The organism is Mesonia ostreae (assembly GCF_031845265.1).
In the GTDB taxonomy this organism is placed as follows: Bacteria; Bacteroidota; Bacteroidia; order Flavobacteriales; family Flavobacteriaceae; genus Mesonia; species Mesonia ostreae.
This window is the reverse complement of sequence record NZ_JAVRBG010000005.1, coordinates 72899-97802: the sequence shown is the minus strand read 5'-3', so window position 1 is coordinate 97802 and position 24904 is coordinate 72899. Positions and strand designations below refer to the sequence as shown.

Genomic DNA, 24904 nt, shown 5'->3' with positions numbered 1-24904 from the left:
ATCATTTATTAACTTAAACTATCTTGTATTGCTCTATTATCCATTCTTTCTCCATCTCTTTCATAATTTTCAGCTATGTAACGGTAAACTGAAGCTACATTTGGATGAGAAATTTTCCTCTTTTCTGCAAGACTATGAAAATGCTTTGCTCTAGCTCTTTCTATGTCTCCTCCAGCTCCAGCAGCTCTTGATGTGAATCCAAGTCTATTTGATATTTGGATTCTAAACCCTAGATAAACGTCTTTGCTATTAATTCGTTCTATAGTATCACATATTTCATCAGGAAAAAAAATATCCTGTTCCTTATTAGGATATCTTGCCAATATTTGACCAATTTTTTCGTCAGTACTTCCTACTCTATCGCATTCTTTTGATATTTCACGAACCTTGTCGACCCAATTATTTAATTCATCTGAATCAATATTGCCATCAGCAGATAGTCCTGGAATTAGATTGAAATTCCACAGTAAAGTATTTGAATACTCAATAAATACTTTTTGGTTTGGATCCTTCAGTTTGTCTTCCTCTTCTTCTGTGAATTCTCTATTCTCGGGTTTATAGACATTTTGGATTAAGTCCATGAATAAAACTGGGTCTTTCGATATTGCAGTGAACAAAAATTTCGGTAAAATTCCATGACCAGTTGAGTCAAAAACAAAAAGATATTTAAACTCTATTTTGGCCATCCTATCGGAATCTATATCGTCTCTAGAGGACAAATTATCAAAAACATATGTTAATCCATAATGGTCCAGATTACGCTTTGAGTGCTCAACATAATCTGTTAAGGATAACTTTTCTAAAGTTGTCATAACGAATTCACTATCTAATTTTTTAATTTCAGTAATCTGACCGAGAAGATTTAATACTGCTATTGTACGTTTGTACTGAATTAATTTATTAATACTAAATTCTATTTGATCAATTTCACCTACGTATTGTGGATTAAAATTTTCCCAGTAATATTTTTCAATTTCTGGGTTGTCAATACCTTCAATATACTTCCAAAGTTTAACATCAAATCTTAAAGCTAAAAGATACTTTGCTAAACTTTCATTATTAAAACTTCCATCATTTAATAGTCTATTAAATGTTTCTAATGTTTTTTCTTGCCCTAGTTTAAAATCTTTAGGATAGATATAGCTTTGAATAAGACTTATATCTTCGTTTTTATCTGATTTTAGAAGTTCATATAATTTGTTCTCATTTTCTTCAGATAATGTTATTCCAGCCAAAGCGTGTCCAACAAATCCAGGTGTTTCTAGATTATTTGCAATTTCTATTACTTTTTCTATAGAATGTTCATTTATTAATTTTTCAATAAACTCTTTTCGTTTATTATTTAACTCTTTCGCTCTATCTTCAAAATTAAGTTTACTGTCATTTCCTTCCATTGGAATAGGATGATGACCAAATAAATATTCATTAGCTAAAATTAAATCTTCGGGTTCAAATAAGTCAGCAACTTTTTGTGTTTCAGATAATATATTTTCGGGAATAGCCCATTTTTGAACCGAATGAGTACGATGCCTTCCAATAATCTCTCTAAAGGCATGATATATTTTAGAGCTGTCTTCTATTTCAGATTTATCTAATTTTTTCAGGCAATCTAAAAATTTATCAATATTGTTCTTTCTTAATGAATCAAACTTCGTTATTAAAGATAATATTTGATTGATGTCATTACTTTGATTTATTATTTCTAACATTTTATCTACCGCAAAATTCTCTGTTTCAAAAACTTCTAGATTTGTTATAGAAACTGCCCTAGCTTCTTCAAATAATCTCCATTGCATTTTATGAGTTGGCATTGCGTGATCATTTCTTCCGAATATTAGACTATTTAATAATTGAAATCCAACTGTAGAATGTTTTTGAGCAATAACTTCAAGCACCTGCTTTCTTTCTTCAAAAGTTGCGTTAGTTTGCGGGTGCCAAGTTTTAAAAATACTCTTAAGGGTATTATATGGAGTATTTGATGTTGGTAATTTTTTTGGAGCAAGCTCAACTAATTGACAGAGTATGGAACTAGTTTTTGTTAACAGTTCTGGTATCCAAGCAATGCTTTCCAAAGACCACAAGAGAAAAGGTAAATCATTGGAAGAACCCATAATGCCTCCTTCTTCCTCAAAAAATGCCATAACTCGTTTATCATCAATAATAGATTGTACTTGATTTAAAAATACTTCTGGAGCTGCTTCAGCTAATAACATTAGATTATACCCTAAAGACCTATATAACTCACCATTAGCATTATTCAATATTGAATTCACAATTTGGTCTACAAAAGCCTTCGGATTATCTAATGCAGTTATCCCATATTTTTTACCAAAAACAGATAAAATAATTAGAGTCTCTGATACACCTTTTTTAATTTCATTAGAATATTTTGGTGTTGCGTTATAAAAAGATGCCATATAACGTTTACCTGTTGTAAGCTTATATTTTGGATGTTCTTCAGTTAATATCTGAATGCATATTGTTTTAAATTTTTCTAAATCCTCTCTAGAAATATATTTAGCTAAATATACCCAAGTGTCCGAATGTGAAATTAGTCTCCAATTTTCGCCAATATTATAAATAGGGCTTTCATCACTATATTCTAATTTTTTTAGAAATTTTTCGTAGTCAGAATAATTTACTCCAGAAATATCTTCAATTAACTTTTTATCTTCTTCTGAATAAGAGTTAAATCTTGCTAATAATAAAAAAGGAATGAATTTTAAATAATCTGGATTATCTAACCAACCTGGTTTTTTTGAAGTGTATTCTAAACTTCTTCTCAAAACAGAAATATTTCTACCTGTATTTTTAGATAAAAGTCGAGCTTTTTCTTTATCAATTCCCATTTGATTCAGGAAATTTACTATTGATTCTTGCTCAAGTATTGGCAGTCTAATTAAGTTATTTTTATTAGTTGAAAAACTATTACTTACAGGAACTATAACAGTATGTCCATTTGTTATTGCTTTATTCAAATCAAGATATTCTTCATCGAATTTTGGTAAGAGTATTAAAGGCTGTTTATTTTCTATTAATTGAGTGAAACTATCTCTATTTTCTACAACTAAAGTTCTAGATTGAATACTATCTCTAATATTTTCATCCAGATTTTGAATAGAAGCTAAAATAAAAGCTAGAGAACCTTCTTTTGTATTAGATTGGATATAATTTATTGTTGGACTATTACTTAAAACAGCTTCTTTTAGGCTTTTGGCTTGTAACTCTCTAGAATCAACCAAAAGACTTGCTGGAAATTTCATCGGACCTTTTGTTGCCCAATCTTTCCAATAATCATCAGCTGAAAAAACACCTTTTACTGGTTTTCCTAAATGTTTTGCTAACCATATTTCTACTGAAGGAGCTAATTCTAGCCAATGCTCTAAATCTACGGCGTCATAGCATCTTACTTCAGCCCAAAATCCTTCTTTATTTCTGGCAGCTGCCCAAGATTTAGTTTTTGTCCATTTTTTGGCTGTAACACTTACATATGTAGTGTCTTTAGGCACCTTTCCTAATGTATTCTTTTTTCTTTTTTCATAATCTTCATCAGCCTTTCCTCTCTTTCTTTCTGTTACTCCGAACTCCCAAACTGAATTCCCTAAAGGAATAAATGGATTTCCTTTTTTAGTTTCTAAATCACCATCATAACCGCCAGTTTGAACATCATCTCCAAATGGAAATTCAATTTTTTTTATATGCTCAATTTCTACTCCAGCAAGTATTAATTTTCTAATCAATAAAGGCAAAGTACTTTTGCATTCAAGAGTATCTGCCCAATGTTTTATGTCTGTTGAAGTAATATATTTCATGTTCTAAACTGTTAATTATAAAGCAATTATTGTGTCAATATCTATACCATTTAACACAATCGTCAATAATTATGCATATTTTGCTTTGAAAGATGATTCAATGCCAAATTGTCATTTGCTTTTTAAAAAACCATTCCACACATATTACGCTTCCCTCTTACGTCATCGCATAAAAAGTGATTCATCACCTCCTAAAAGAAACTTTAAGAATAAATTTTTTCAAAGCATTGCAATTCTATACTAAGACTTCAATAAAAATTTCTTCCAGAAGTCCACTCAGCCAATTAAATTACTTCACCCTCTAATTTCTAAATTTTTCCATTTCTATTTTATTAAGAAAGGCATTGCAAACCTGAATATGTTGTAGTTGATCGTCTTCTACTTCGATGCGTACTCCAAAACTCTGGGTATAAACAATTTGATTTTCTGGAGCAGGAGCTGATCTATGCTTGTAACTAAAATCAAACCGAATAATTTGTTTACCAAACATACAAGCTACACACCTACTCTCTCCGGTTAATACCTCCGCTATTAATTTAGAATTTTGATCTTCTTTTTGCCAAGCCTTAAAAATAGGTTTTAAGTAATTTAGCAATTCTTTAATGTCATCTCTGTGTTCTAAATCAAGTGCGCTCAAATGCTTTTTTATGCTAGGTAGATGCATGGTTTTGATGGCTGCTGTAATTAAAAGTGTTAAGCTTGTTTGTCTTTTAGATGTGTGTATGTTCATATTTTATAAAGATTTGGGAGCAGTTTTTAATGCGTACTGCAGAGATACGAAAGAGATAATGAAGTTGTTCTATTGTTTTGGAACAGCGTTATTTACATTACAAAAATAAAAGTTAAGCTGCAAGTTTATTTTTGCTCTCTATCATTCTAAAATAGTTACAAACAGAAATAGACTAAGCATCAATAATAGGATCAGAACAAGCGAGAAGAAGAAAATTGAGTTATTTTTTCAAAGGTATTGCGATTCTTCACTGGGGCTTCGGTACAAATTCCTTTCAGGAATTCACTCAGCCGCCTATTTAGTCAAGTTTATTCAAAATTGAGTATTTAGTTCTGAGTGTTCAGTATTTTCTAAAAATCTATCTATTGTCCATAGTATAAAATCAGGTTTGTGATATTTTGTTTAATTAAAACTATAAATCGTTAAACATTTTGTGTCTTTCAGATGTTATATCGCATCAATTAAAATATAAAACATGTTCGGACTATTTAAGAAGAAATCAGAAAAAGAAAAGTTGCAGAGTGAGTATGAAAAGTTACTTAAAGAATCACACAGCTTATCCACGACCAACAGAAAAATGAGTGATCAAAAAGCTTATGAAGCAGAGGAAGTGATGAAAAAATTGGAAAAACTTAGTTAAATCTTAAAAGATGAGCAAAGAGAAAAAGCCAGATCAAGTAGTTTTTAATCCTGAAACCCAAAAATATGATGCAGCGCTAAAGTCTTACGCTACCAACGTAAGCGCACCAGTAATTACCACCAACGATACGGTAGCGTGGAAAAATAGAAGCATTCATAAAGTAAATCAAAAGGTAGAAACCAAGATTCAGGAATTAAAAAAAGAATACGACCAACTCATGCAGGAGTTTGAGTACAACCGACTTATTTTTAATGCGAAGTTTTCTTTTGAGCCAATTATAGGAGAAGTTTATCATTTGTATAAACGAGAAAACGGAGAATCTTTTCTCTCTCTTATTTCACCGGAACAATGCAATTTTAATTCTCTTGGTAGTTTTTACCTTAACGCCGATCAAATTTGGCAAAAAGTGTAGAGTTTGTCTTACTCAGTAATGAACTGAAGCTTCGATATAATTTTCTCTTGAAAATTCACTTTTCCGCCGCTTTTACATATTTTAAAATTAAGAATTTAAATTCTAAAATGTATGGAAATAAAGGAGATGGGTTGCTTGCGTTAGCACGTATATCGAAATCGTGGCTCATGGGTTCGATACAAATTCTTTTCAGAATTTCACTCAGTCACCTCCTTGCTTATTTCAAAATGTGAAATAAAAAACAACCTCCTCTTCTACTCCACTATAACCAAAACATTTTCCGCAGTACTTCTAAAGAAGATTTTTTTAACTTCTTGAATTAGGCTGTATCAATAATTTATATTTAAAATTAAGGCACCAAAATTCTCCAGACCAGTCCGAATCGATTTTAGAAAATAAAACTCTCAAGTGGTTGGGTCGTTTTAATCGTAAATATTCTATGGTATCTGGGACAATCTTTAGGGCACAGAAAAAATCTTTTTCAGCATTGTAACTTATATCATCAGGATTTTTTATTGGTGTACTTGCTAACTTAGTGGTGTAATCGTTTTTAGCAGCTTGTTGTATGCCTTGCCAGTAAGTTGCAATCTCATCCTTATTGTTAATTAACGAAGCCTTGCCGTTAATGCGAACTTGCAACAATTTTTTAGGACAGTAAAATAAGGCGCTACACATTGGATTCTGTTGGATATCATTTAATTTTTGAGTTCGTTTATCTGTGTAAAATACGATACTCAAATCTGCCAATGTTTTGCGTAGAACGACAGTACGTTGTCGTGGTACGCCGTTTTCTATAGTAGCCAAAACAAAATAATGAAACGGATGCCTCTTTTTTGAATATCCATATATAAGTTCGCGTTTGGCTTCTTCTAAGAATTGATTTTTCAGTTTGATGGATGGGATTTAGTGTTAAATTTATAAAGTCAATGGATTGGGGAATAGTTTTTAATAGTAGAGTCTAAAGTCGAGTAGTTTACAGAGGTTATAGTGTTTTTTGTGCAATTCTTCTACAACTTCAAACATATCGTCATCTTCCTTAAACAAATTAAAGAAGGCTTTATCAAGGTTTGAACTGGTGATGGCTGCATATTCATTTCCGTACCCAGAAACACCTCTTGCGCCAGTAATGTCTAAGAAATATTGAGCTTCTTCAGCATCTAAATCCAATACTTTTGCATTGGAAAAATGCACTATTTTTCCGGTTAATCTTCCTTCAAAAATTTCAGCAATTTCCTGTAAGCTATATAAATATCCGTGTAAACAAATACTATTTGCTTCGCCTGTAAACACCATATAGATAATTTCATAATCCTTAAAATTATGGTCATCCAGAATCAACGTGTTTAAACTATTTTCTAGCTCTTCAATGCTGTCGCAGGTTTTGTAAATACTGGCTACTCCGTATTGCAAGGAAAGTTGTTCTAAATTTTGTTGTGTTTCGGTATTATTTTCCGCTTCAGCGTCATCTACCGCTTCTAAACAATAGATAAAATACTCTGTTTCGCTATAGTGTTCTTGAGGTAATTGATGTCTTTTCTGTAACAAATCTTAAAATTTTTCAGCTTTTATAAAGTACAAAATTAAGTAATCTCTATGTATTGTACTTAAAGAGATTGTTAGAAGTGAGAAGCAAATAGACAAGAAACGAGATGCTAGAAGCAAGAACAAAGAATAAAAAGCAGAGAATAAGGAATAAATATCGCTACGCTTATAGAAGCAAAAAATAAGAAGAAAGACTTAATGCTAACTACCTGATAAACAGAATATGTTTAATGTGAAAAAAACTTCAAATTTTCGATTAAATCGATTTTCAAATAGCAAGGAGCCGATCTTAAATTTTATTAGATTTTAGACATACAGAAGGATTCAAGAGTTTTAGATGAATTAATTGGCTCCCATGAATTTTAATAAAACAACTGTTTATCATTATTACCTTGTTGATTAGGCTCATATAAATTTAGTCTTTTATCCTACGTCCTAAATCTTACAGCGAAGCGGTCTTTTATTTTAATCCACATCAAGCACTCTTCCTCAAAACTTCCAAAGGCGAGCTTTTTAAAACTTCCCGAATATTGCTAAGACCTATGACAACTACCAAAAGCGAAATGCCAGGTAGAAATACCAAAAACGGAACTAACGATGGAACAAAAGACTCTTTAAAAACAAAGAAGGCTAATAAAAAGCTACTTACTAGCGCCAAAAGAATTCCTATTAAGCTTCCTAAAACTCCCAAGAATAAATACTCGAGTGCGGTAATCGTTAATATTTGTTTATTTTTTGCGCCCAATGTCCGCAGTAAAACGCTTTCTTTTATGCGCTGGTATTTACTAGTTCGTACAGAACCTATCAAAACAATAATTCCCGTAAAAATGCTAAAAAATGCCATAAAATTGATGATCCACGATACCTTGTCTAAAATATCTTCTACGACTGTGTAGACTTGTCTTAAATCGATCACAGATACATTCGGGAATTTTTTAACCAAATCTCTTTGCAATACTGCCGAGGTTTCTTCGGTGGCGGCATAGGTCGTTAAGACATTAAATTGTGGTGCTTTTTCTAAAACTCCTTCTGGAAATACAATCGTAAAATTGAGTTGAAGATTTGCCCAGTCTACTTTTCTGATGCTTTTTACCACCGTTTCCATAAGTACTCCTTGTACATTAAAAACAATAGAATCACCAAGACTTAGATGCGCATCTTTGGCAAGATTATCTGAAATCGAGATTTGAACGAAATCACTTTCACTTTGCGACGCCACCCACTCGCCTTCCGCGATTTCTTCAGAAGCAATAAGTTCGCTGCGATAAGTAGTTCTAAACTCGTGATTTAAAATCCATTCTTTTACTTGTGTTGTGCTATCGGTTCGTAATTTATTTACCAGCTTATTTTTTATGCTGTGCATCCGCATCGTGACCAGGGGAATATTGTCTAGGACGGGCAAATCATTCGACTTAAATGTTTCCGCCACCTCCCCTATTTGGTCTGGTTGCACATCTAAAATGATGAGATTCGCACTTTTAGAACTTGTATCTATTTCGGTTTTATCGAGTAAAATATCTTTGGTAAAATAGAGCGTACTAATTAGAAAAGTACCTAAACCAATCGCTACCAATAATACTACAGTCTGATTGTTAGGGCGAGATAAGTTAAGTAAACTCTGCCTTGTGGTAAATTGTGCAGTTTTCGGAAAAAAGTTTTTAACTAGTTTTATCGTAAGAATTGCCGTGCCCGCCAGCAACGCAAAACTTACTAAAACACCAAGCATAAAAGCAAGTGCAAACAGCCAATCTTTAAGCAACCAAAAAGAAAAACCATATAAAAATACTAGGATGATGCCAATGGCAATGCGACGTGCATTTTTTGATTCTGTTAAGGTATCTCCACTAAAGCGCAAAACTTCTAATGGCGAGACGTACCAAGTGCGCAATAAAGGAACCAACGCAAATAATACCGACATCACCAAACCTAGAAAAACACCCATAAGTATAGGTTGCGGACTGATACTTAGTTGTAAATCAAAAGGTAAAAATTCTTTCAATATATATGGGAAAAGCTCTTGAAGTCCTACTCCTAAAGCCGCTCCAATAAAACCTCCTAAAATTCCTATCCCCGCAATCTGAATTAAAAAAATTAAAAAACTTTGCTTTCTGGAAGCTCCCAAACATTTTAGGATGGCGATGGCTTTTATTTTTTCTTTGATATAAATATTTACAGAACTGGCAATCCCCACGCAACCCAATAATAAGGCTATAAATGCTGTGAGGTTTAAAAATGAGCCTACATTATCATAGCGGCGTCCAAGCCTACTGCTCGTGCTGGTATGCGTATCTAAGTCGGCTTCTTCTACAGCTAACAAAGGCTGCAATTGCGCTTCTAAACGCACTAAATCGACTTGAGGCTGATGATAATAAAACTGATATTCTCTTCGGCTTCCAAATTGTAAGAGTTTGGTATCTTCTATAAATCGCTGCGGAATAATTACCAATGGTGCTACCGAAGTTGAAATTGCTGTATTGCCAGGGATTGCTTTTAAAGCGCCCGTTATTGGTAAACTGATCTCACCTATTTTTATAGAATCTCCAGGTTTAATATTGTATTGCAATAGTAAAGTGGCATCTACCAAAGCTCCGCCAGAAGATTGATATTGCGATGCCGCTTCAATAGGCTGCGTTTCTAACTCTCCATAAAATGGAAATTTTCCCTGTAAACCTCGTATTCGGACTAATTTTGTCCCCTCGTTATTGGGAAAACTAGCCATGGATACAAAATTCACTTCGGAAGCATCAGGTTGTAAAGAATCTATAATTTCTTGTGCTCGTTGCGTAGGCACTTGTTTTGTATCAATAATATAATCGGCACCCATCAAAGATTTGGATTGCAACTGAATATTATTCTTAAGATTATCACCAAATAATTGAATAGAAACTACCGCAGCAATTCCTAAAATGATGGAAGCCATAAAAAGCAATAAACGAACGCGACTTGCTTTTGCATCGCGCCAAGCCATTTTAAAAAGCCAAACAAGATTATTTTTTGATTTTAAAGGGGAGTTCTTCAAGAGTTTGGCGTTGTTTCATTGGTTAAAATCTGACCGCCTTTTAAACGCAATATCTGCTGTGTTCTTGCCGCCAAATCTAAATCGTGCGTAATAATGACTAGAGTAGTTCCTGCATCTTTATTGAGTTCAAGAAGTAATTGAATTACTTTTTCACCGGTTTCTTCATCTAAATTCCCCGTTGGTTCATCGGCAAATAAAATAGAAGGTCTATTGGAAAAAGCTCTCGCCAATGCGACGCGCTGTTGCTCTCCTCCAGATAATTGTGAAGGATAATGCTGCGTGCGATTTCCCAAGCCTACTTTCTCTAACAATTCCTTAGCTCTGCTAGCAGCGTCTTTCGCTCCCTGTAATTCTAAAGGAACGCTTACGTTCTCCAAAGCCGTTAAGGTGGGAAGCAATTGAAAATTTTGAAAAATAAAACCTACTTCTTTGTTACGTAATTCTGCACACTCATCCTCATTAAGATTGCTCAAAGTATAACCGCATAATTCTATAACTCCCGAGTTAGGCTCATCAAGCCCTGCACATAATCCCAATAAAGTGGTTTTTCCGCTTCCAGAAGGTCCCACAATAGAAAAAGTCTGACCTTTTTCCACTTCAAAAGAAATATTTTGGAGCACTGTTAATTGTTTAGAACCACTCGTATAAGTCTTTTCTAACCCGTTAATCTTTAATATCTTTGCCATCTAATTTTTCGTAATCATTATAGAACTTATGCTGAAGCTCAAAACTACACAATCGCTTTTTAAAAGTGTGATTTCTACGCATCGAAACCTATTAAAGTTTTGTTATTTCTTCACTGCATTAGTGATGATTTCTTGTGGCGATACAACGAACTCTAAAGAGCAAGAACAAGATAGTACAGTTACTACTGAAAGTGAAATTTCGCAAGAGAAGACCAGTAAAACCATCTTGTTTTTTGGGGATAGCATCACTGCGGGTTATGGTTTAGACGATACCAATGAAGCTTTCCCGGGGTTAATTCAAGCAAAAATTGACTCTTTAGGATTAGATTACGAAGTGATTAATTCTGGTTTAAGCGGAGAAACTACCGCTGGCGGAAAAAGTAGGATTGAATGGGTTCTCAAACAAGATATAGATATTTTTGTTTTAGAACTTGGTGCTAACGATGGTTTACGTGGCGTTGCTTTATCTGAAACCAAAACCAATCTACAAGCCATTATCGATGCTGTAAAAGCTAAAAGCCCAGGTACTGAAATTATTTTGGCAGGTATGCAAATGCCTCCCAATATGGGACAGGAATACACTTCTAATTTTAAAGCAATTTTCCATGATTTAGCCGAAGAAAACCAACTTGCTTTTATTCCGTTTATTTTAGAAGGTGTAGGCGGAGTTAAAGAATTAAATCAGAATGATGGTATTCATCCCACCGCAAAGGGACATAAAATAGTAGCACATAATGTATGGGAAGTGCTTTCCACCGTAATTGATAAAAAATCTTAACTTTTATGAAGAATTTTTATTTCTGAAACTAAGAATCAGGTTTCAACAGCATAAATCGAAATAGTTTTACTCTCTCTTACATCCTTACAATCATTTTTTAAGGTTTTTCTGGGTTTTGAGTTGAGATGAAATATGCTTATCAAGATATTCTTCATCGGCTAGTCACCATCAAGTCTATATTCCATAATCTATAAGCAGAGCGGTCTAAAGTCTTTACTTAGCATAGAAAATATAATAAAATTTAAATTCTTAATTGCTTATTGTTCAATATTGCCGTTTTTAAAACTTATTAATGCGTTTTCAGTTGAAATTTAATACGCTAATTAAGATATTCTTCATCGGCTATTCTCCATCAAGTCTATATTCTATATTCTATCAGCGCAGCGGTCTTAAGTCTTTTTCTTCCTCTTCTATTTCAATAGAAAACGGGATTACGCCTCTATAAATCGTTTTCAGGTTGTATATTTGTTGCTTGTAGAATACCTACTGCCTTAAACGATTACCTTTATGTTTCCCAAGCCATTTAAGAAATTACATCTTAACATTTTAGAGAAATTGGAATCTCTAGAAATCACGACTCCTACTCCGGTTCAAAGTGATAGTATTCCAATTATAAAAAGCGGATCTAATCTTTTTTGCACTGCTCCAAAAGAAAGCGGTAAAACAACTACACTTATTCTTACCACTTTGCAAACATTAAAATGTGAGGCGGTTGGTGATGCCCCAAGAGCAGTAGTTCTTGTAGAGAATAAAGAAAAAGCCTTAGCACTTTATGATCAGTTCTTAGCGTACACGAAATATAATTCATTGCGCGTTTATGTAGCCTACGAAAAGATGCATATCGATCTGCAAAAATCAGAAATCTTGGAAGGATTAGATATTCTTATTTCTACACCAAAGAATATGAATAAGTTATTTTTATTGAACGGAGTAAGTACTGCTGAACTTAAGATTTTTAGTATAGATGATGCCGAATTTCTATCTCAGCAATCGGATTATGCCGCAATATTGTCGATTACACAAAGCATTAAAAAATGTCAGTATGTGCTTTACGCGGAAAAAATGACTCCAAAATTAAAACGTTTTGAGAATTACTTTATGGAATACTCGAAGACAGTTTCTATGTAAAATTAGTAATGTTCGATTAGGAAATAAGACTGCTTCCCGCCAGAATGAATTCTTTCGGGCTGGCGCTACAAGATAATAGAACGAAAAATGAACGAGTTTTAATCCGACATTATATTGCTATTTTGGTATTAGTTACAATCAAGTCTTGATTCTTGGTTCTAAAAGCGAAGCGGTCTTGTATCTTTACCAACAATAATGATTTAAATAAAAATTCCAAACTAGACATTATGATTCCTAAACTACATTATATTTCCCAAGGGAATTCGCCTAAAGAACACTTAGAAAATATTCAGCAAGCTTGTACTGCTGGGATAGAATTGGTTCAATTGGGCTTAGCTATTTCTTCGGAAAAGAAGTTTTTAAAATTTGCGCAAGAAGCTAGAGAAATTACGTCTCAATTTCAGACTCGATTAATCTTAAAGTCGAAATATAAAATAGCTAAAGAAATTAAAGCAGACGGTGTATTTTTAGAAAAAACCGACTCCTGCCCTAATATTGTAAGAAAACATAGTTACTCTTGGCAAATTATTGGTGGCGCAGCAAATACTTTACAAGATTGTGAATATTTTCTAGAGAAAGAAGTCGATTATATTGAATTAGGTCCGTTTAGATTGATAAACTGCGCGGATATAAGTAATTCTATTTTAGGTTTAAATGGATTCACCGCTATTGCTGAAACTTTAAATACAGAAACTCCCATTATTGGCTTTGGCGGTATCACTACAGAAGATGTGAAAGATATTTTGGAAATCGGTATTTCTGGACTTGCAGTAGCTGACGAAATTACACGCAATTTTAATGTGATAAGAACCTATAATCAATTATTAAACGCATCTGTAATTGATGAACAACGTCATAGTTTTAAGTGATCTAATGGATGTTTTTGCATGATTTTTGACTTGTAAATTAATCGTATATGACTTCGATAGACTCTCCAACAATTCACAAACTTTACCCACGTTTCTAACTAATTGGATTTGCACTTCTTTTTTAATGATATTTCCACAATTTAAACAAGTCTAGTTTTAAAATACTACCTTGTAAGAACAAATAAAAATTATGAAATTAAGTTTATTGTCTTGTGAATCTCAACGCCCCGATCAGAGGGAAATAGCCAACTGTATCACAGAGATCTCATTAAATTGTGATTCTCCTAGGTCTATGGAACTTACAGGTTTTCTTTTAGAAGGTGATCCTGTTGACATTGAGGTAGATGACAAGAGTTCAAGTTCTGCTTTAAGAGCCCTTCGAAAACTATCTATTGACTATAAAATTCTAGAATGATTTACCGACTTATAGTATTTCTAATACTCAATTTTGCACTTATTGGTGCTGGCAGTTTATTAGCCGGCAAAGGTCCGCGATCAGATTGGTATGCGAATCTAGATAAAGCACCTTGGACTCCACCAGGCTGGGTTTTTGGTCTTTCTTGGACAATAATTATGATTTGTTTTAGCGTTTACCTAAGCTATTTATGGCCTTCCGTAGAGAATAAAAAATTTCTTCTTGGCGTATTAATTCTTCAATATGTACTCAATTTAGCTTGGAACCCCACTTTCTTTTATTACCATAAGCTCACCGCTGGATTATTTGTAATTAGCGGACTCACCATGGTTGTAGTATTTTTTCTGTTTTATTTTTGGTCCAACTTAGAGCTAAAGTCCTTATTAATAGCTCCGTATCTTATTTGGTTACTAATTGCTACTTCCTTAAATGCTTATATTCTGATCAAAAATTAAATTTCAAGATTACCAATCACATGTACCATAAAGCATCTGTACACCTTATAGATAAATAATAATCTTACCACAGAAGACATTAGCATTTTTTTATTACAATACTAGATGGTTAATTCTTATTTTTGAAAAAGACAGAACTTTCCATAACTCAAAACATAAGAATATGAATATAAAAACTACCCTCTCTTACCTATCCCTACTTACATTATGCATTTTTTTCGCCTCTTGCTCTTCTACTAAAGAATTAAGTAATTGGCGTAAAGCCAATACTCAAAATGAGCAATACCATAAAGTTTTAGTGATTGGTATGGGTGAAGATGTTGATGTAAGAACCACTTTTGAAGATAAACTGTCTAAAAGTTTAAATAAAAATGGAATTAATGCAACAGGAAGTATAGAATTTTTTGGCAATCAATTGTTGACAGTTCCCAAAACTTTAGAAGCCTGGAGACCTCTTATTGATCAATTAAAATCTGATAACTTTGATGCTGTATTAGTTACTAAAATAGTTGGTGTAGAAGGTAGAAAAGCAAATTCTGGAATTGTACGTTATTACAATACTATTTTTGCAAGCTTTGAAGAAGATGTCATGAAGAATGAAAATTTATATTCTGAAGAAGAAGGATTCAAAGACTTTTATATTCATCAGGTGGCTTCTAACTTATACTGCTTATGCGAAAGAGATTTGGAAGAAGATTTAATTTGGAGAAATACCATCGAACTAAAACAAGCCTTTGATACCGATTATCTTGTTCAGGCGGGAGTAAGATTATACACTAAAAAATTTATCAAAAAGTTGAAAAAAGAAAACTTATTTGCTAAAAAGTAAATGTAATAACTTGGGGATAAATCCGCTTAATTGTAATAATTTTTATGTGCTTAGGCTTTTACATAAGCACATAAAAATTATTAAAGCTTTAAGCGTTTTCTAGCGTGCGTTTTGATTTTCTGTAGATATATTTTGGATAAATAGAACGTTTAGCAAAACGGTTTAACTTATTAGCATTCACCATCTTTATATAAACAGGTTTGGTAACTCCAAAATATTCATATGTAGATCCATCCAAAAAGGTAATTTCTAGTAATAATCCTTTATGTTGGTAATCTGCAATACCAGAATTAGTAATTGTTTCTGTATACTCTTCTAAATTGGCTGCCTTGGTTTCTGGAGAAATACTCACTAGAAAATGATACCCATCAATAATTTTTCGACTTTTGATCTCTGCTTCTTGTTTCGCAGCGTCACTATCTTGAAATTTATCAGGATGCCACTCTTTTACCAAATCACGGTAGGTTTTCTTTAAGGCTTTTAACTCAATTTCTTTCTCTACGCTAAAGAGTTTCTTGTATTCATTTATACGCTTCATATTCAAATTTTATTTCAGGGCGCGAAAGTACGCGATAAAATGAAACGAAAGACGATTGTTTGTAACTAATTATTAATTTAATAACATTGATGTCTCATAAAGAGTCAATACCGCTACCCGCCCGTTCCGGATAGGGCGGTCAGCGGTCTAGATTCGATAATCCTCTCTACCAATCTATAGGTCTGTAGTCTTTTAAAAACTTGCCACACCAGTGTTTTCCAGTATTGATTCCGTCCAGTAAAGGATCCATTACTCTTGCAGCACCATCTACAATATCTAATGGAGGCTGAAAATCGTGAAGCTCTTTTTTTCGTTTAGCCAATTCTGCCGGGTCTTCATCAGTCACCCAGCCGGTATCTACAGCATTCATGAAAATTCCGTCTTTCGCTAAATCTCCAGCCGCTGTATGCGTTAACATATTTAAGGCCGCTTTGGCCATATTCGTATGCGGATGACGTGATTCTTTGAAAAAACGATGAAATTTTCCTTCCATCGCAGTTACATTAATGATATGTTTTTGACCTGTATTTTCTTTCTTCATTAATTCCGCTAAGCGATTACATAATACAAATGGTGCTACAGAATTTACCAATTGTACTTCTATCATTTCCGTAGTTTCAATAGCGCCCAATTTTAATCGCCAAGAATTGGTTTTTCTTAAATCTACTTGCTGTAAATCTGCATCTAACTCTCCTTCTGGAAATATTTCTTGTGCTACAAGACTATTGTCAAAACTATAAGGAATTTGCGATAACTTTGCCGAAGCTCTTAATCCAATTCCCGGTTCTGGTCCGTGCCAAGTGACCGGCATATTTTTATTTGGCGATGCTGTTTTTGAAAAAGATTTTAATTCTCCTAAACAATCTGAATGTTCTGCTAATAAATCTTGAATATTTTGTGGCAGCTCATCTATAGCTTGTTCTTCTTTTGGCATTAAATGCGCATAAAATCCTGCAGGCCTTCTCACGGTTTGAGCCGCATTATTAATTAAAATATCTAAGCGATCGTATTTTTGCTCTATATAATTACAAAAAATTTCTACACTAGGAATATGTCTTAAATCTAAGCCATGAATGTGCAATCTATCTTTCCATTGGTGAAAGTCTTCTTCTTTAGAAAATCGTGAGGCAGAATCTACTGGAAAGCGGGTCGTCGCAATTACCGTAGCACCTCCTCGTAGTAACATTAGCGTAATATGATAACCTATTTTTAATCTTGAGCCTGTGATTACGGCTACTTGCCCGTTAACATCTGCGGTCTGAAAACGCTTGGCGTAATTAAAATCACCGCACTCAGTACACATCGTATCATAAAAATGATGCAATTTGGTGAATAGCGTTTTACATACATAACAATTTCTTGGCGTTGCTAATTCTAAGGTTTCTTTACTTTCTAAATCTGCCGCCGCAAGCAACTTGGGAGCCACAAAAATATGCGCTTCTCGAGCACTTCGAATCCCTGTTTCTTTACGAGCGTTTTTATCTCTGGCTGCTTGTTTTCGCTTGGCAGCTTTCTTAGCATCTTTTTTTCTACGCTGAAATTCTTCTCTATTGGGTCTAGAAAATAATCCAGCAGCTTTGATTAAAGCAGTTCTTTTTTTCTTCGGAATTTCAAATATCTGATCCGTATCGGCATTCAGAGTTTCTAATATAGCGATACATTGGTCAATTTGCTCCTGACTAAGGATTTCCACTTCCGCTTCACTTCTGGCTTGCATAGATAAAATTTTAAAGTGCGAATATAGCCCTTATTCTATTCAAAAGATAGTATATTCTGTCAAGACGATTTTTTTCTGAAATTAAGTGAAGGTTGAAAACCTTATTGTATATCTGTTTAATGTGCAATTTGATTAAATTAAGTTATGATGTCACATGGAGCAGAGTCGAGATACATTTTTTTTTATTAAGTTCAATAAGAGAAAAATCAATTTTAGAAATTATAACGGATATACATAAATAGTATTAGCTTTAGGTTTTTCTGAAATTTAACAAGAGAGATACCCTCATTTAAATCTCGGCCAGAGTGAAATTTTCGAAGCGAAGCGAAAGAAATCTTATACTAAGAACAATTGTTATACTAAAAACTTCTCAATTTACAATCCAGACAACCAAGGATTCTTAAAGAATAGAAATTCTAACTTTCTTTTTCTTTAATCTTGTATTGTTGAGTTTCTCTATCAACTCCTCAGCAATATTTAGAGGAACAGCTACAAACGTACAATCTTGCTTTAGCTCAATAGTGCCTAATTGATCTTTATGAAGTCCGCCTTGTTTAAAGAATAAACCCGCAACATCTCCCTTAGAAATTTTATCTTTTCTTCCGCCAGAAATAAATAAAGTTTCCCAGTACTGAGCTTTTTGAGGTGCTTTCTTAGAAATGTTAATTTGGGCACTGCCTTTAATAAATTCGGGCAATGCTTGGTCTTTCCATTTTAGAACATAAGCAGTTCCTTTTGAATTTACTCTTGCTGTTCTTCCGTTTCTATGAGTAAATTCTTCTTCGAGTCGTGGCAATTCGTAATGAATAATATACTTCATTTCAGGAATATCAATACCTCTTGCAGCCAAATCTGTAGCTATTAATACTTGGCAAGTTCCGTTTCTAAATTTAATTAAAGCTCGCTCTCTATCTTTTTGCTCCATCCCGCCAAAAAAACACTCATGATTCACTTTATTTCGTTGAAGAAAAGAGCTTACTTGAGAGATGCTTTCTTTTAAGTTACAAAAAATAATTCCAGGCTCACGACCTATATGCTGAAGCAATTCTAACAAAGTTTCCAACTTATTTTTATCTGGAGAAATCACAGTTTTAAGCGCTAATTTAGAACTTATTTTTTCTTTTAAATAGTTGATAGTTTTTGGTTTGTCCAATTGCACAAATTTTGGAACAGTCACTCCGTGAGTTGCCGAAGTAAGAATACGTTTTTTAAGACTTGGCAATTCATTTATAATCCCCTTCATTTCATCCTCAAAACCATCTTCTAGAGATTTATCAAATTCATCTAGAATAAGTGTTTTAATAGTCGCTTTTGAAAAGCGATCACTATTAAAGTGATCTAAAATTCTTCCGGGTGTTCCTATTAAAATTGCTGGATTGTGCTTGAGTTCTATTTTATCTTTAGACATAGGTCTGCCACCATAAACGGCATTAACCTTATAACCAGAACCCATAGAGCGTATTACTTGCTCAATTTGAATGGCCAATTCTCTTGAAGGTACCAAAATTAAAGCTTGTATTTCTGTAGATTCAGGATCTAAAGTATTGATTAAAGGCAACAAAAAAGCCAAGGTTTTTCCTGTTCCTGTGGGAGATAATAAAATAGTATTCTTTGTGGTTTCAATCACAGAAACCGCTTCTTCTTGCATAGAGTTTAATTCATGAATATTTAATTTTTCTAAAATTTCCTGCTGAGTTTTCATATAATTTGCCATACTAAAAGTTCTTTTTTTTCTTTTTAGATTCTTCTGAAGTGGAAATTGAAGTTTTGGTTTGTGCCAAATAATTCGCCAATACTTTTTCTACGAGTTCGTCTTTGGTTAAATGATGAAAGACGGTCTTTATCTTTTCTTTAAAATCTTCAGAAACCTCGCGATTAGGTTTGGTTTTAAAAATTTTCTTAGCCCATAACAAAGCATTATTTTCTTCGATGCTTTGTGGATCTGCTTTCTTAAATTCTTTAAAAACCAGTCCCAACTCATTCTCAAACTCAGGAATATCTTCTATTTCTTCGTCTTGAATAATACTTAATGAAAATCCCTTTGCTCCTGCCCTAGCCGTTCTTCCACTTCTATGAACGTAAGCCTCATAAGTATCTGGCAGATGATAATTAACCACATAAGAAATTTCTTTCACATCAATACCTCTAGCAGCTAAATCTGTAGCTACCAAAATATCTATATGACCTTCCCTAAACTGTCCCATAATTCGGTCTCGAATAGGTTGTGCTAAACTTCCATGGATGGCTCCCGAAGAAAACTTGTTGATCGCTAACTTTTTGGCTAATTTATTCACCGCAGCTTTAGTTTTACAGAATATAATGCCGCGTTCTCCCTCTTTAGTACTTAAAAAATGAAGTAAAACCTCTAGCTTTTCTATAGGATCTACGACTACGTATCTATGATCTATTCCTTGGTGACCTAGCGTTTGCATATCGGCTTCTATATGCACCACATGTTTGGACATATAATTTTGAACCAATTGTTTAATATATCCTGGCAGCGTTGCAGTAAACAAAAAGGTTCTTCTTGATTTCGGAATCTCTTTAATGATTAGCTCTACTTCTTCCTTTAAAGCACTCAGCATTTCATCAGCTTCATCTAGCACGAAATAGTCTAGACTTTTTATATTTATCGCATTGCGTTTTATCAAATCAATGAGACGACCTGGAGTAGCGACCACGATATGTGTAGTGTTTTTTAAACGTTCTATTTGTGGTTTTATAGGAATTCCGCCACATACAGATGCGATTTGTATTTGCGGACTTGTAGAAGAAAAAGAAACTAAGTTCTCATAAATTTGCTGACCTAATTCTCTTGTAGGAGCTAATATTAATCCTTGTAAACTCGTATTTTCAACATCTATCAATTGAATTAAAGGCAATCCAAAAGCGGCCGTTTTTCCTGTTCCTGTTTTTGCTAAGACAACCAGGTCTTCTTTCTGATTTAAAACTAGGGGAATTGTTTTTTTCTGAATATCTGTAGGTACAGAAATTTGTAATTCGGCTAAGCTCTTCTGAATTTCTTCCTTAATTCCTAATGCTGAAAACTGTTTGGACATATTTTTTATTTTGTGCAAAGATAACCACACTTTTACCGCAAATACTATGAAATAGGTTTGTTCTTACTAATATTAATCAGATATAAGATAGAAGTGTTTCTAAGAAAACTGAATTAGATCTAAGAGGATACTTTTTATAAAACAGTCAAGCACCAAGAGCGGTTTTTTTTTAAAGTATAAATTCATCTTGAGCCTTATCAAAATCAAAACACATTATATAATATAGTACGAGGAAGTTACTTTAAGCTCGTTTTTGGTTATTAAGTTGGGTCTCTAGCTACAACATTCTATTTTTTTCCTCTAAACCAGTTAAATTCATTACTTTTGATGACATAACCTATCCTGATCATACTTTGAGATTGTTGGTAATCAAGCAAGCTTTCGGCTTGTCCTAGATACCATTCCAACATAATGTATTGATTAGCGATATTTCGTTTAAATGGATTGTAATAAATTCGAGAGCGTAAAGCTCCGTTTTTAAAATTTAATCCTTTGCGCGCCATTACGGCAAAGCTCAATTTATCATGAATGAGCTCATGAGAAATCTTTATTTCTGCCAATCCTACATAATCTAACAAATCTGGATTTCCTTCTTCATAAGCGAAAGGAAGCCAAGCTTTAAAGCTGGCAGTCGTATTTTTAAAAATATTAGTAGTATAGCCTAAGCTTAAGCGGTTCCAACTTCTTGAGAAAATACTGTCTCGTCCATTCGATTCATGTTCAAAAGATAATGTCGCAATTCCTGCGAGTTCATCATTTTTCTTATAAACAAACTTCCCCAAACTAATGGTAGGATGAAAGTTAAGATCTCTAAAAGGAAAAGAATCTTCATAAATATTCCAAAAGGCTTTTTGAGTATAGGTAAGGATCAAATACGTATCATAAGGCAATGATTCTTTAGACAATATTTGCTTAAAACTGATTTGGTATTTGGCATTTGCAGAAGCACGATCAATAGATTGGTTAGTAGGAACTCCAGTAATAAAATAATTATCTAAATGATTAGAAAAATAAGGTAATTCTTGAATAGAATCATTGATTTCCTGTCTGGTAAATGCCTTCTGTGCAGAAACCGAAGAGGAAAATATTACTACTGAGAAAAAGACGCTAAAGAAGAAGGTAGTAAAACAGTTGTTAAATTTCATACATAGGAAAAATTGAAAAATAATTAATGAAGCTAAGTACATTCCATCTCTTAAGAAAATTCGAATGTACAGGACGCAAATATACTAGTAAAAATTAAGGCAAAAAGAAAAATTTCATCAGGCTTTATAAAATATTTGCTCTTATTTTTATTCTGCTGGGTTATTGCATTCAGCAATACCAAGAGTGATTTCATCAGGATTTCTAGTTTAGAGTGAAATGGAACATAAATGGACAGAAAGTAAGGGTTGTGAAGTTAAATTTTTGAGGAAAGAATAGGTTTTAGTTGATTTGAAATTAAAATGAAAAAAGCCTATCTTAAAAAAGATAGGCCTTACTTGTGTCTTAAAGAGATATATATTACAGAACTCTTACGTTTACTGCATTTAAACCTTTATTTCCTTCTTGTAAATCAAATTCTACTTCGTCACCTTCACGAATTTCATCGATTAATCCTGATACGTGTACAAAATGATCTTTGTCTGCACCTTCTTCTGTGATAAATCCAAAACCTTTAGTGTCGTTGAAGAATTTTACTGTTCCTTTATTCATTGTAATGTAATTAAAAAATTGTTATTTATTATCGACAAATATAAGTTTAATTTTTAGTAATCCTACCATTAGGATCAATTATTTTAAACAAAATTTTAATCCATCCGTTAAAAAAAGACATTAATTTATCTTAAGTCCTATAAACAGGAGTTTTTACGTTTTAAAAATGTTTTTAAGTTAATCAGGTTTTGCTACGAAAAAATCTAGCTTTAGAACGAAAAGAAACTTTTTTCACTAGAAAACTATTAAAAAAGACCCGAACTTCTACTTGTTTTGATGGCATACTAAATAAAAAATCCAGTCTATAACTTGATTCTTATTAATTCACGGCTTTTTGTGAAGTGCGTTAAGTATACAGTACTTATTTGAAAGTTGTAATAAATGCATATCAAGTAAACTTTGCTACATTATTTTACTAGTCTGCGTCTTATTATTGATCTTCCGAATCCAATACGCAATTATAAATCCACCAACAATACTGGGAACAAACCAAGCATATACATTAGGAAAATACTCATTTACAACTACAAATGCGGTCGTAGCCGAAATATAACCTCCCAACATTTTACTTAAATGTAGCTTTAACCATACTTTTTTTAATGCATTGGGTTTTCTAAATACGATCATATCTTTCGTAGAGAGTATAATACCTAAGCTTCCAAAAACCACTAAGACGGGATTTATCGTATTGTTAAGTAGAGGTCCTAAGAATATCATGAGGAAACCTGTAAATATCATTATGAGAGAAATGAACCGGTCTAAGCTAAGATTAGATTGATTGGTTTTATAACTCACGGCTCTTTTGCCCATAATTACAAAATATAAGCTATAAATTCCTACCGAAAATAGAAACGGACTTTCATGATTGGGCAATACCGCGACAAACATAGCGAGTAATCCCGAAATCATCATTGCGTAGTAAAATAATAAACCCGATTTTTTATGAACCGTCTTTCCTTTTTCAGCTAACAAGGAAATACCTCCTGCCAGTAAAGCAATTCCTCCAAAAGCGGCATGGATGTAAATTAAGATTTGTATTGTTTTTTCCATCTGAATGAAATTTTAAGTATTCATTCAAAATTCAGTAAAAAAGCTTTCCGTAAAGAATTAAAACTGCTGAGTTGTACATAGGTTAGGATGAAATGAATATAACGAAAGTTTTGATCCAAAAAAAACAAGAATCTTCTAAGCTAATAAATCTTTAAAATTCTTTTCTAAACTTTTTAGTTTAGGAGAAATATAGCGTGTGCAAAATGGTTTTTGAGAACCTTTTAAATAGTAATTTTGTATTTCTTCTCGGCTGGCCTTAAATTCTTTAAACGCCAATACCTCTGTAATAATCTTAGAATTCCCTTTTTTAAATTCAGTCAAGTAGAGTTTTGCACGTTCTTCTTGCAGGGCATCAAATGTATAAATTGCAGACCTATATTTATAACGCATACTATGTAATGAACTACTTTGATGCGTCATTAAATGCACTTCGATTAATTGGAATAATGAAATTTCTCTAGGATAGAAATGAACAATTACGGCTTCAGAAAAGCTACTATGTTCTGCTTCTGAAGCGACAAAACCTTGTTTTACTTCCTCTACCCCTTTTAAGGATTGGAATACGGCTTCAGTACACCAATGGCAACCTCCGCCGAGTGCTATTTTGGAAAGTACGGACATACTTTAATTTTTCGTAGAGAAAAAAGATACGCTTTTATCCTATATTTACCTATTAGAATTTTAACTTTCTAACATCAACTTTCATCGATGCGCATATTTCTTATTCTCCTAAGTATTTCACTTTTATTTTCTAGTTGTGCGGTGAAAAAACACAAAGACATTCCCTACACCACTGCTCCCAAAGAGCTAACCTCCAATATTTTTGTTCCCAAGAAGAAAACGAAACCTCTGCCTGTACTCCTATTTGTTCACGGCGGAAATTGGGACAGCGGGAAAAAAGAAACTTATGGTTTTCTAGGAAGAAATTTTGCCAAGAAAGGAGTGGTGACAGTAATTTCAGAGTATACCTTGAGTCCAGAAGCTGATTATAGACAGATGACGCAAGACATAGCGAAAAGCATTTTATGGATCAAGAATAATATAAAGAATTATGGTGGAGATCCCCAGCAAATCTATGTGAAGGGGCATTCCGCTGGCGGACATCTCGTCGCTTTGGCGACAATGGATTCTAGTCACGGAATTGATAAAAAAGATATCGCCGGAATTATTCTAAATGATGCTGCGGGCCTAGATATGTATTCGTACCTGCAAAAATTTCCGCCAACGAGCGAAAATCATTACCTAAGCACTTGGACGAAAAATCCTGATACTTGGAAAAAAGCATCACCCATTACTTATATTGATGAAAAACACCTCTGGTTTTGATGTATTGGGGAAGCAAATCTTACGCTTCTATCATCAAAGCGAATCAAAATTTTTATACAAAGCTAAAAGCATTTCAGCCACAGCTAAAACCTATTGTTTTAAACAAAAAACACGTACCAATGGTCATTCAATATTTCTGGCCTTGGAGTAAGCGGTATGATGAGATTCTAGATTTTATGAAGAAGACGAAATAGGTTGATTTCG

The 24904-nt window shown here is 33.3% G+C and carries 23 protein-coding genes; 9 read left to right on the top strand and 14 right to left on the bottom strand.

What is annotated here, in order from left to right; translation table 11 throughout:
- Positions 1-8: 8 nt before the first annotated feature.
- Both RLT85_RS06600 and RLT85_RS06595 read right to left on the bottom strand, forming a co-directional pair.
- The gene (locus tag RLT85_RS06600; RefSeq protein ID WP_311401251.1) at positions 9-3812 is read right to left on the bottom strand and encodes a hypothetical protein; all 3804 of its coding nucleotides are present in this window, start codon (positions 3810-3812) and stop codon (positions 9-11) included.
- Between the two features lie 301 nt (positions 3813-4113).
- Positions 4114-4542 (bottom strand): hypothetical protein, encoded by a 429-nt coding sequence (locus RLT85_RS06595; RefSeq protein WP_311401250.1) that lies wholly within the window; start codon positions 4540-4542, stop codon positions 4114-4116.
- A 475-nt stretch (positions 4543-5017) separates the two neighbouring features.
- Between RLT85_RS06595 and RLT85_RS06590 the strand changes: the two genes are divergently transcribed.
- The gene (locus RLT85_RS06590; RefSeq protein WP_311401249.1) at positions 5018-5182 is read left to right on the top strand and encodes a Lacal_2735 family protein; all 165 of its coding nucleotides are present in this window, start codon (positions 5018-5020) and stop codon (positions 5180-5182) included.
- Positions 5183-5192: 10 nt separating this feature from the next.
- Positions 5193-5594, top strand: coding sequence for a DUF2452 domain-containing protein (locus RLT85_RS06585; RefSeq protein WP_311401248.1), 402 nt, complete (start codon positions 5193-5195; stop codon positions 5592-5594).
- A gap of 306 nt (positions 5595-5900) precedes the next feature.
- On the opposite strand, the gene RLT85_RS06580 is transcribed toward RLT85_RS06585, so the two are convergent.
- From RLT85_RS06580 to RLT85_RS06565, 4 genes are all read right to left on the bottom strand, one after another.
- Positions 5901-6443: a pyridoxamine 5'-phosphate oxidase family protein gene (locus tag RLT85_RS06580; protein WP_311401343.1), complete on the bottom strand. Its 543-nt coding sequence runs from the start codon at positions 6441-6443 to the stop codon at positions 5901-5903.
- 96 nt (positions 6444-6539) lie between these two features.
- Entirely contained in the window at positions 6540-7139 is a 600-nt protein-coding gene (locus tag RLT85_RS06575) for a DUF6642 family protein (protein ID WP_311401247.1), read from the bottom strand.
- Positions 7140-7611: 472 nt separating this feature from the next.
- A complete protein-coding gene (locus RLT85_RS06570) occupies positions 7612-10104 on the bottom strand; it encodes an ABC transporter permease (RefSeq protein ID WP_311401342.1) in 2493 nt (830 codons plus the stop codon).
- Positions 10105-10151: 47 nt separating this feature from the next.
- A complete protein-coding gene (locus RLT85_RS06565; protein ID WP_311401246.1) occupies positions 10152-10841 on the bottom strand; it encodes an ABC transporter ATP-binding protein in 690 nt (229 codons plus the stop codon).
- Between the two features lie 28 nt (positions 10842-10869).
- Here RLT85_RS06565 and RLT85_RS06560 point away from each other — a divergent pair, with 28 nt between their 5' ends.
- The 5 genes from RLT85_RS06560 (at position 10870) to RLT85_RS06540 (ending at position 15315) form a co-directional block, all read left to right on the top strand.
- The gene (locus RLT85_RS06560; protein WP_311401245.1) at positions 10870-11619 is read left to right on the top strand and encodes an arylesterase; all 750 of its coding nucleotides are present in this window, start codon (positions 10870-10872) and stop codon (positions 11617-11619) included.
- 507 nt (positions 11620-12126) lie between these two features.
- Positions 12127-12747 carry a DEAD/DEAH box helicase gene (locus tag RLT85_RS06555; RefSeq protein WP_311401244.1) on the top strand — a complete coding sequence of 207 codons (621 nt, stop codon included), beginning with the start codon at positions 12127-12129 and terminating at the stop codon, positions 12745-12747.
- 227 nt (positions 12748-12974) lie between these two features.
- Positions 12975-13616 carry a thiamine phosphate synthase gene (locus tag RLT85_RS06550; protein ID WP_311401243.1) on the top strand — a complete coding sequence of 214 codons (642 nt, stop codon included), beginning with the start codon at positions 12975-12977 and terminating at the stop codon, positions 13614-13616.
- 411 nt (positions 13617-14027) lie between these two features.
- Positions 14028-14486: a TspO/MBR family protein gene (locus RLT85_RS06545; protein ID WP_311401242.1), complete on the top strand. Its 459-nt coding sequence runs from the start codon at positions 14028-14030 to the stop codon at positions 14484-14486.
- Between the two features lie 163 nt (positions 14487-14649).
- Positions 14650-15315: a hypothetical protein gene (locus RLT85_RS06540; protein WP_311401241.1), complete on the top strand. Its 666-nt coding sequence runs from the start codon at positions 14650-14652 to the stop codon at positions 15313-15315.
- A gap of 88 nt (positions 15316-15403) precedes the next feature.
- Here the strand turns inward: RLT85_RS06540 and RLT85_RS06535 are convergent, their stop codons facing one another.
- The 8 genes from RLT85_RS06535 to RLT85_RS06500 all read right to left on the bottom strand — a co-directional run bounded on the left by RLT85_RS06535 (position 15404) and on the right by RLT85_RS06500 (position 23995).
- Positions 15404-15853 (bottom strand): KTSC domain-containing protein, encoded by a 450-nt coding sequence (locus RLT85_RS06535; RefSeq protein WP_311401240.1) that lies wholly within the window; start codon positions 15851-15853, stop codon positions 15404-15406.
- A 166-nt stretch (positions 15854-16019) separates the two neighbouring features.
- The gene (locus tag RLT85_RS06530; protein ID WP_311401239.1) at positions 16020-17570 is read right to left on the bottom strand and encodes an SDR family NAD(P)-dependent oxidoreductase; all 1551 of its coding nucleotides are present in this window, start codon (positions 17568-17570) and stop codon (positions 16020-16022) included.
- Positions 17571-17970: 400 nt separating this feature from the next.
- Positions 17971-19284 carry a DEAD/DEAH box helicase gene (locus tag RLT85_RS06525; protein ID WP_311401238.1) on the bottom strand — a complete coding sequence of 438 codons (1314 nt, stop codon included), beginning with the start codon at positions 19282-19284 and terminating at the stop codon, positions 17971-17973.
- 1 nt (position 19285) lies between these two features.
- Positions 19286-20629 (bottom strand): DEAD/DEAH box helicase, encoded by a 1344-nt coding sequence (locus tag RLT85_RS06520; RefSeq protein ID WP_311401237.1) that lies wholly within the window; start codon positions 20627-20629, stop codon positions 19286-19288.
- Positions 20630-20916: 287 nt separating this feature from the next.
- Positions 20917-21774: a phospholipase A gene (locus RLT85_RS06515; protein WP_311401236.1), complete on the bottom strand. Its 858-nt coding sequence runs from the start codon at positions 21772-21774 to the stop codon at positions 20917-20919.
- A gap of 358 nt (positions 21775-22132) precedes the next feature.
- A complete protein-coding gene (locus RLT85_RS06510) occupies positions 22133-22324 on the bottom strand; it encodes a cold-shock protein (protein WP_311401235.1) in 192 nt (63 codons plus the stop codon).
- 402 nt (positions 22325-22726) lie between these two features.
- A complete protein-coding gene (locus RLT85_RS06505) occupies positions 22727-23374 on the bottom strand; it encodes a DUF2306 domain-containing protein (protein WP_311401234.1) in 648 nt (215 codons plus the stop codon).
- A gap of 135 nt (positions 23375-23509) precedes the next feature.
- Positions 23510-23995: a peptide-methionine (S)-S-oxide reductase gene (locus RLT85_RS06500; RefSeq protein WP_311401233.1), complete on the bottom strand. Its 486-nt coding sequence runs from the start codon at positions 23993-23995 to the stop codon at positions 23510-23512.
- A gap of 87 nt (positions 23996-24082) precedes the next feature.
- Between RLT85_RS06500 and RLT85_RS06495 the strand changes: the two genes are divergently transcribed.
- Positions 24083-24700: an alpha/beta hydrolase gene (locus RLT85_RS06495; RefSeq protein WP_311401232.1), complete on the top strand. Its 618-nt coding sequence runs from the start codon at positions 24083-24085 to the stop codon at positions 24698-24700.
- The gene (locus RLT85_RS06490) at positions 24697-24894 is read left to right on the top strand and encodes a hypothetical protein (RefSeq protein ID WP_311401231.1); all 198 of its coding nucleotides are present in this window, start codon (positions 24697-24699) and stop codon (positions 24892-24894) included. Before RLT85_RS06495 ends, RLT85_RS06490 begins: the two co-directional genes overlap by 4 nt.
- The last annotated feature ends 10 nt before the right edge of the window (positions 24895-24904 follow it).

What these genes read in the sequence shown, in the direction of transcription:
- RLT85_RS06600 (WP_311401251.1), bottom strand. Translation starts at nt 3,812, where the DNA reads ATGAAATATATTACTTCAACAGACATAAAACATTGGGCAGATACTCTT.
- RLT85_RS06595 (WP_311401250.1), bottom strand. Translation starts at nt 4,542, where the DNA reads ATGAACATACACACATCTAAAAGACAAACAAGCTTAACACTTTTAATT.
- RLT85_RS06590 (WP_311401249.1), top strand. Translation starts at nt 5,018, where the DNA reads ATGTTCGGACTATTTAAGAAGAAATCAGAAAAAGAAAAGTTGCAGAGT.
- RLT85_RS06585 (WP_311401248.1), top strand. Translation starts at nt 5,193, where the DNA reads ATGAGCAAAGAGAAAAAGCCAGATCAAGTAGTTTTTAATCCTGAAACC.
- RLT85_RS06570 (WP_311401342.1), bottom strand. Translation starts at nt 10,104, where the DNA reads ATGGCTTGGCGCGATGCAAAAGCAAGTCGCGTTCGTTTATTGCTTTTT.
- RLT85_RS06565 (WP_311401246.1), bottom strand. Translation starts at nt 10,841, where the DNA reads ATGGCAAAGATATTAAAGATTAACGGGTTAGAAAAGACTTATACGAGT.
- RLT85_RS06560 (WP_311401245.1), top strand. Translation starts at nt 10,870, where the DNA reads ATGCTGAAGCTCAAAACTACACAATCGCTTTTTAAAAGTGTGATTTCT.
- RLT85_RS06555 (WP_311401244.1), top strand. Translation starts at nt 12,127, where the DNA reads ATGTTTCCCAAGCCATTTAAGAAATTACATCTTAACATTTTAGAGAAA.
- RLT85_RS06550 (WP_311401243.1), top strand. Translation starts at nt 12,975, where the DNA reads ATGATTCCTAAACTACATTATATTTCCCAAGGGAATTCGCCTAAAGAA.
- RLT85_RS06545 (WP_311401242.1), top strand. Translation starts at nt 14,028, where the DNA reads ATGATTTACCGACTTATAGTATTTCTAATACTCAATTTTGCACTTATT.
- RLT85_RS06540 (WP_311401241.1), top strand. Translation starts at nt 14,650, where the DNA reads ATGAATATAAAAACTACCCTCTCTTACCTATCCCTACTTACATTATGC.
- RLT85_RS06535 (WP_311401240.1), bottom strand. Translation starts at nt 15,853, where the DNA reads ATGAAGCGTATAAATGAATACAAGAAACTCTTTAGCGTAGAGAAAGAA.
- RLT85_RS06530 (WP_311401239.1), bottom strand. Translation starts at nt 17,570, where the DNA reads ATGCAAGCCAGAAGTGAAGCGGAAGTGGAAATCCTTAGTCAGGAGCAA.
- RLT85_RS06525 (WP_311401238.1), bottom strand. Translation starts at nt 19,284, where the DNA reads ATGGCAAATTATATGAAAACTCAGCAGGAAATTTTAGAAAAATTAAAT.
- RLT85_RS06520 (WP_311401237.1), bottom strand. Translation starts at nt 20,629, where the DNA reads ATGTCCAAACAGTTTTCAGCATTAGGAATTAAGGAAGAAATTCAGAAG.
- RLT85_RS06515 (WP_311401236.1), bottom strand. Translation starts at nt 21,774, where the DNA reads ATGAAATTTAACAACTGTTTTACTACCTTCTTCTTTAGCGTCTTTTTC.
- RLT85_RS06510 (WP_311401235.1), bottom strand. Translation starts at nt 22,324, where the DNA reads ATGAATAAAGGAACAGTAAAATTCTTCAACGACACTAAAGGTTTTGGA.
- RLT85_RS06505 (WP_311401234.1), bottom strand. Translation starts at nt 23,374, where the DNA reads ATGGAAAAAACAATACAAATCTTAATTTACATCCATGCCGCTTTTGGA.
- RLT85_RS06500 (WP_311401233.1), bottom strand. Translation starts at nt 23,995, where the DNA reads ATGTCCGTACTTTCCAAAATAGCACTCGGCGGAGGTTGCCATTGGTGT.
- RLT85_RS06495 (WP_311401232.1), top strand. Translation starts at nt 24,083, where the DNA reads ATGCGCATATTTCTTATTCTCCTAAGTATTTCACTTTTATTTTCTAGT.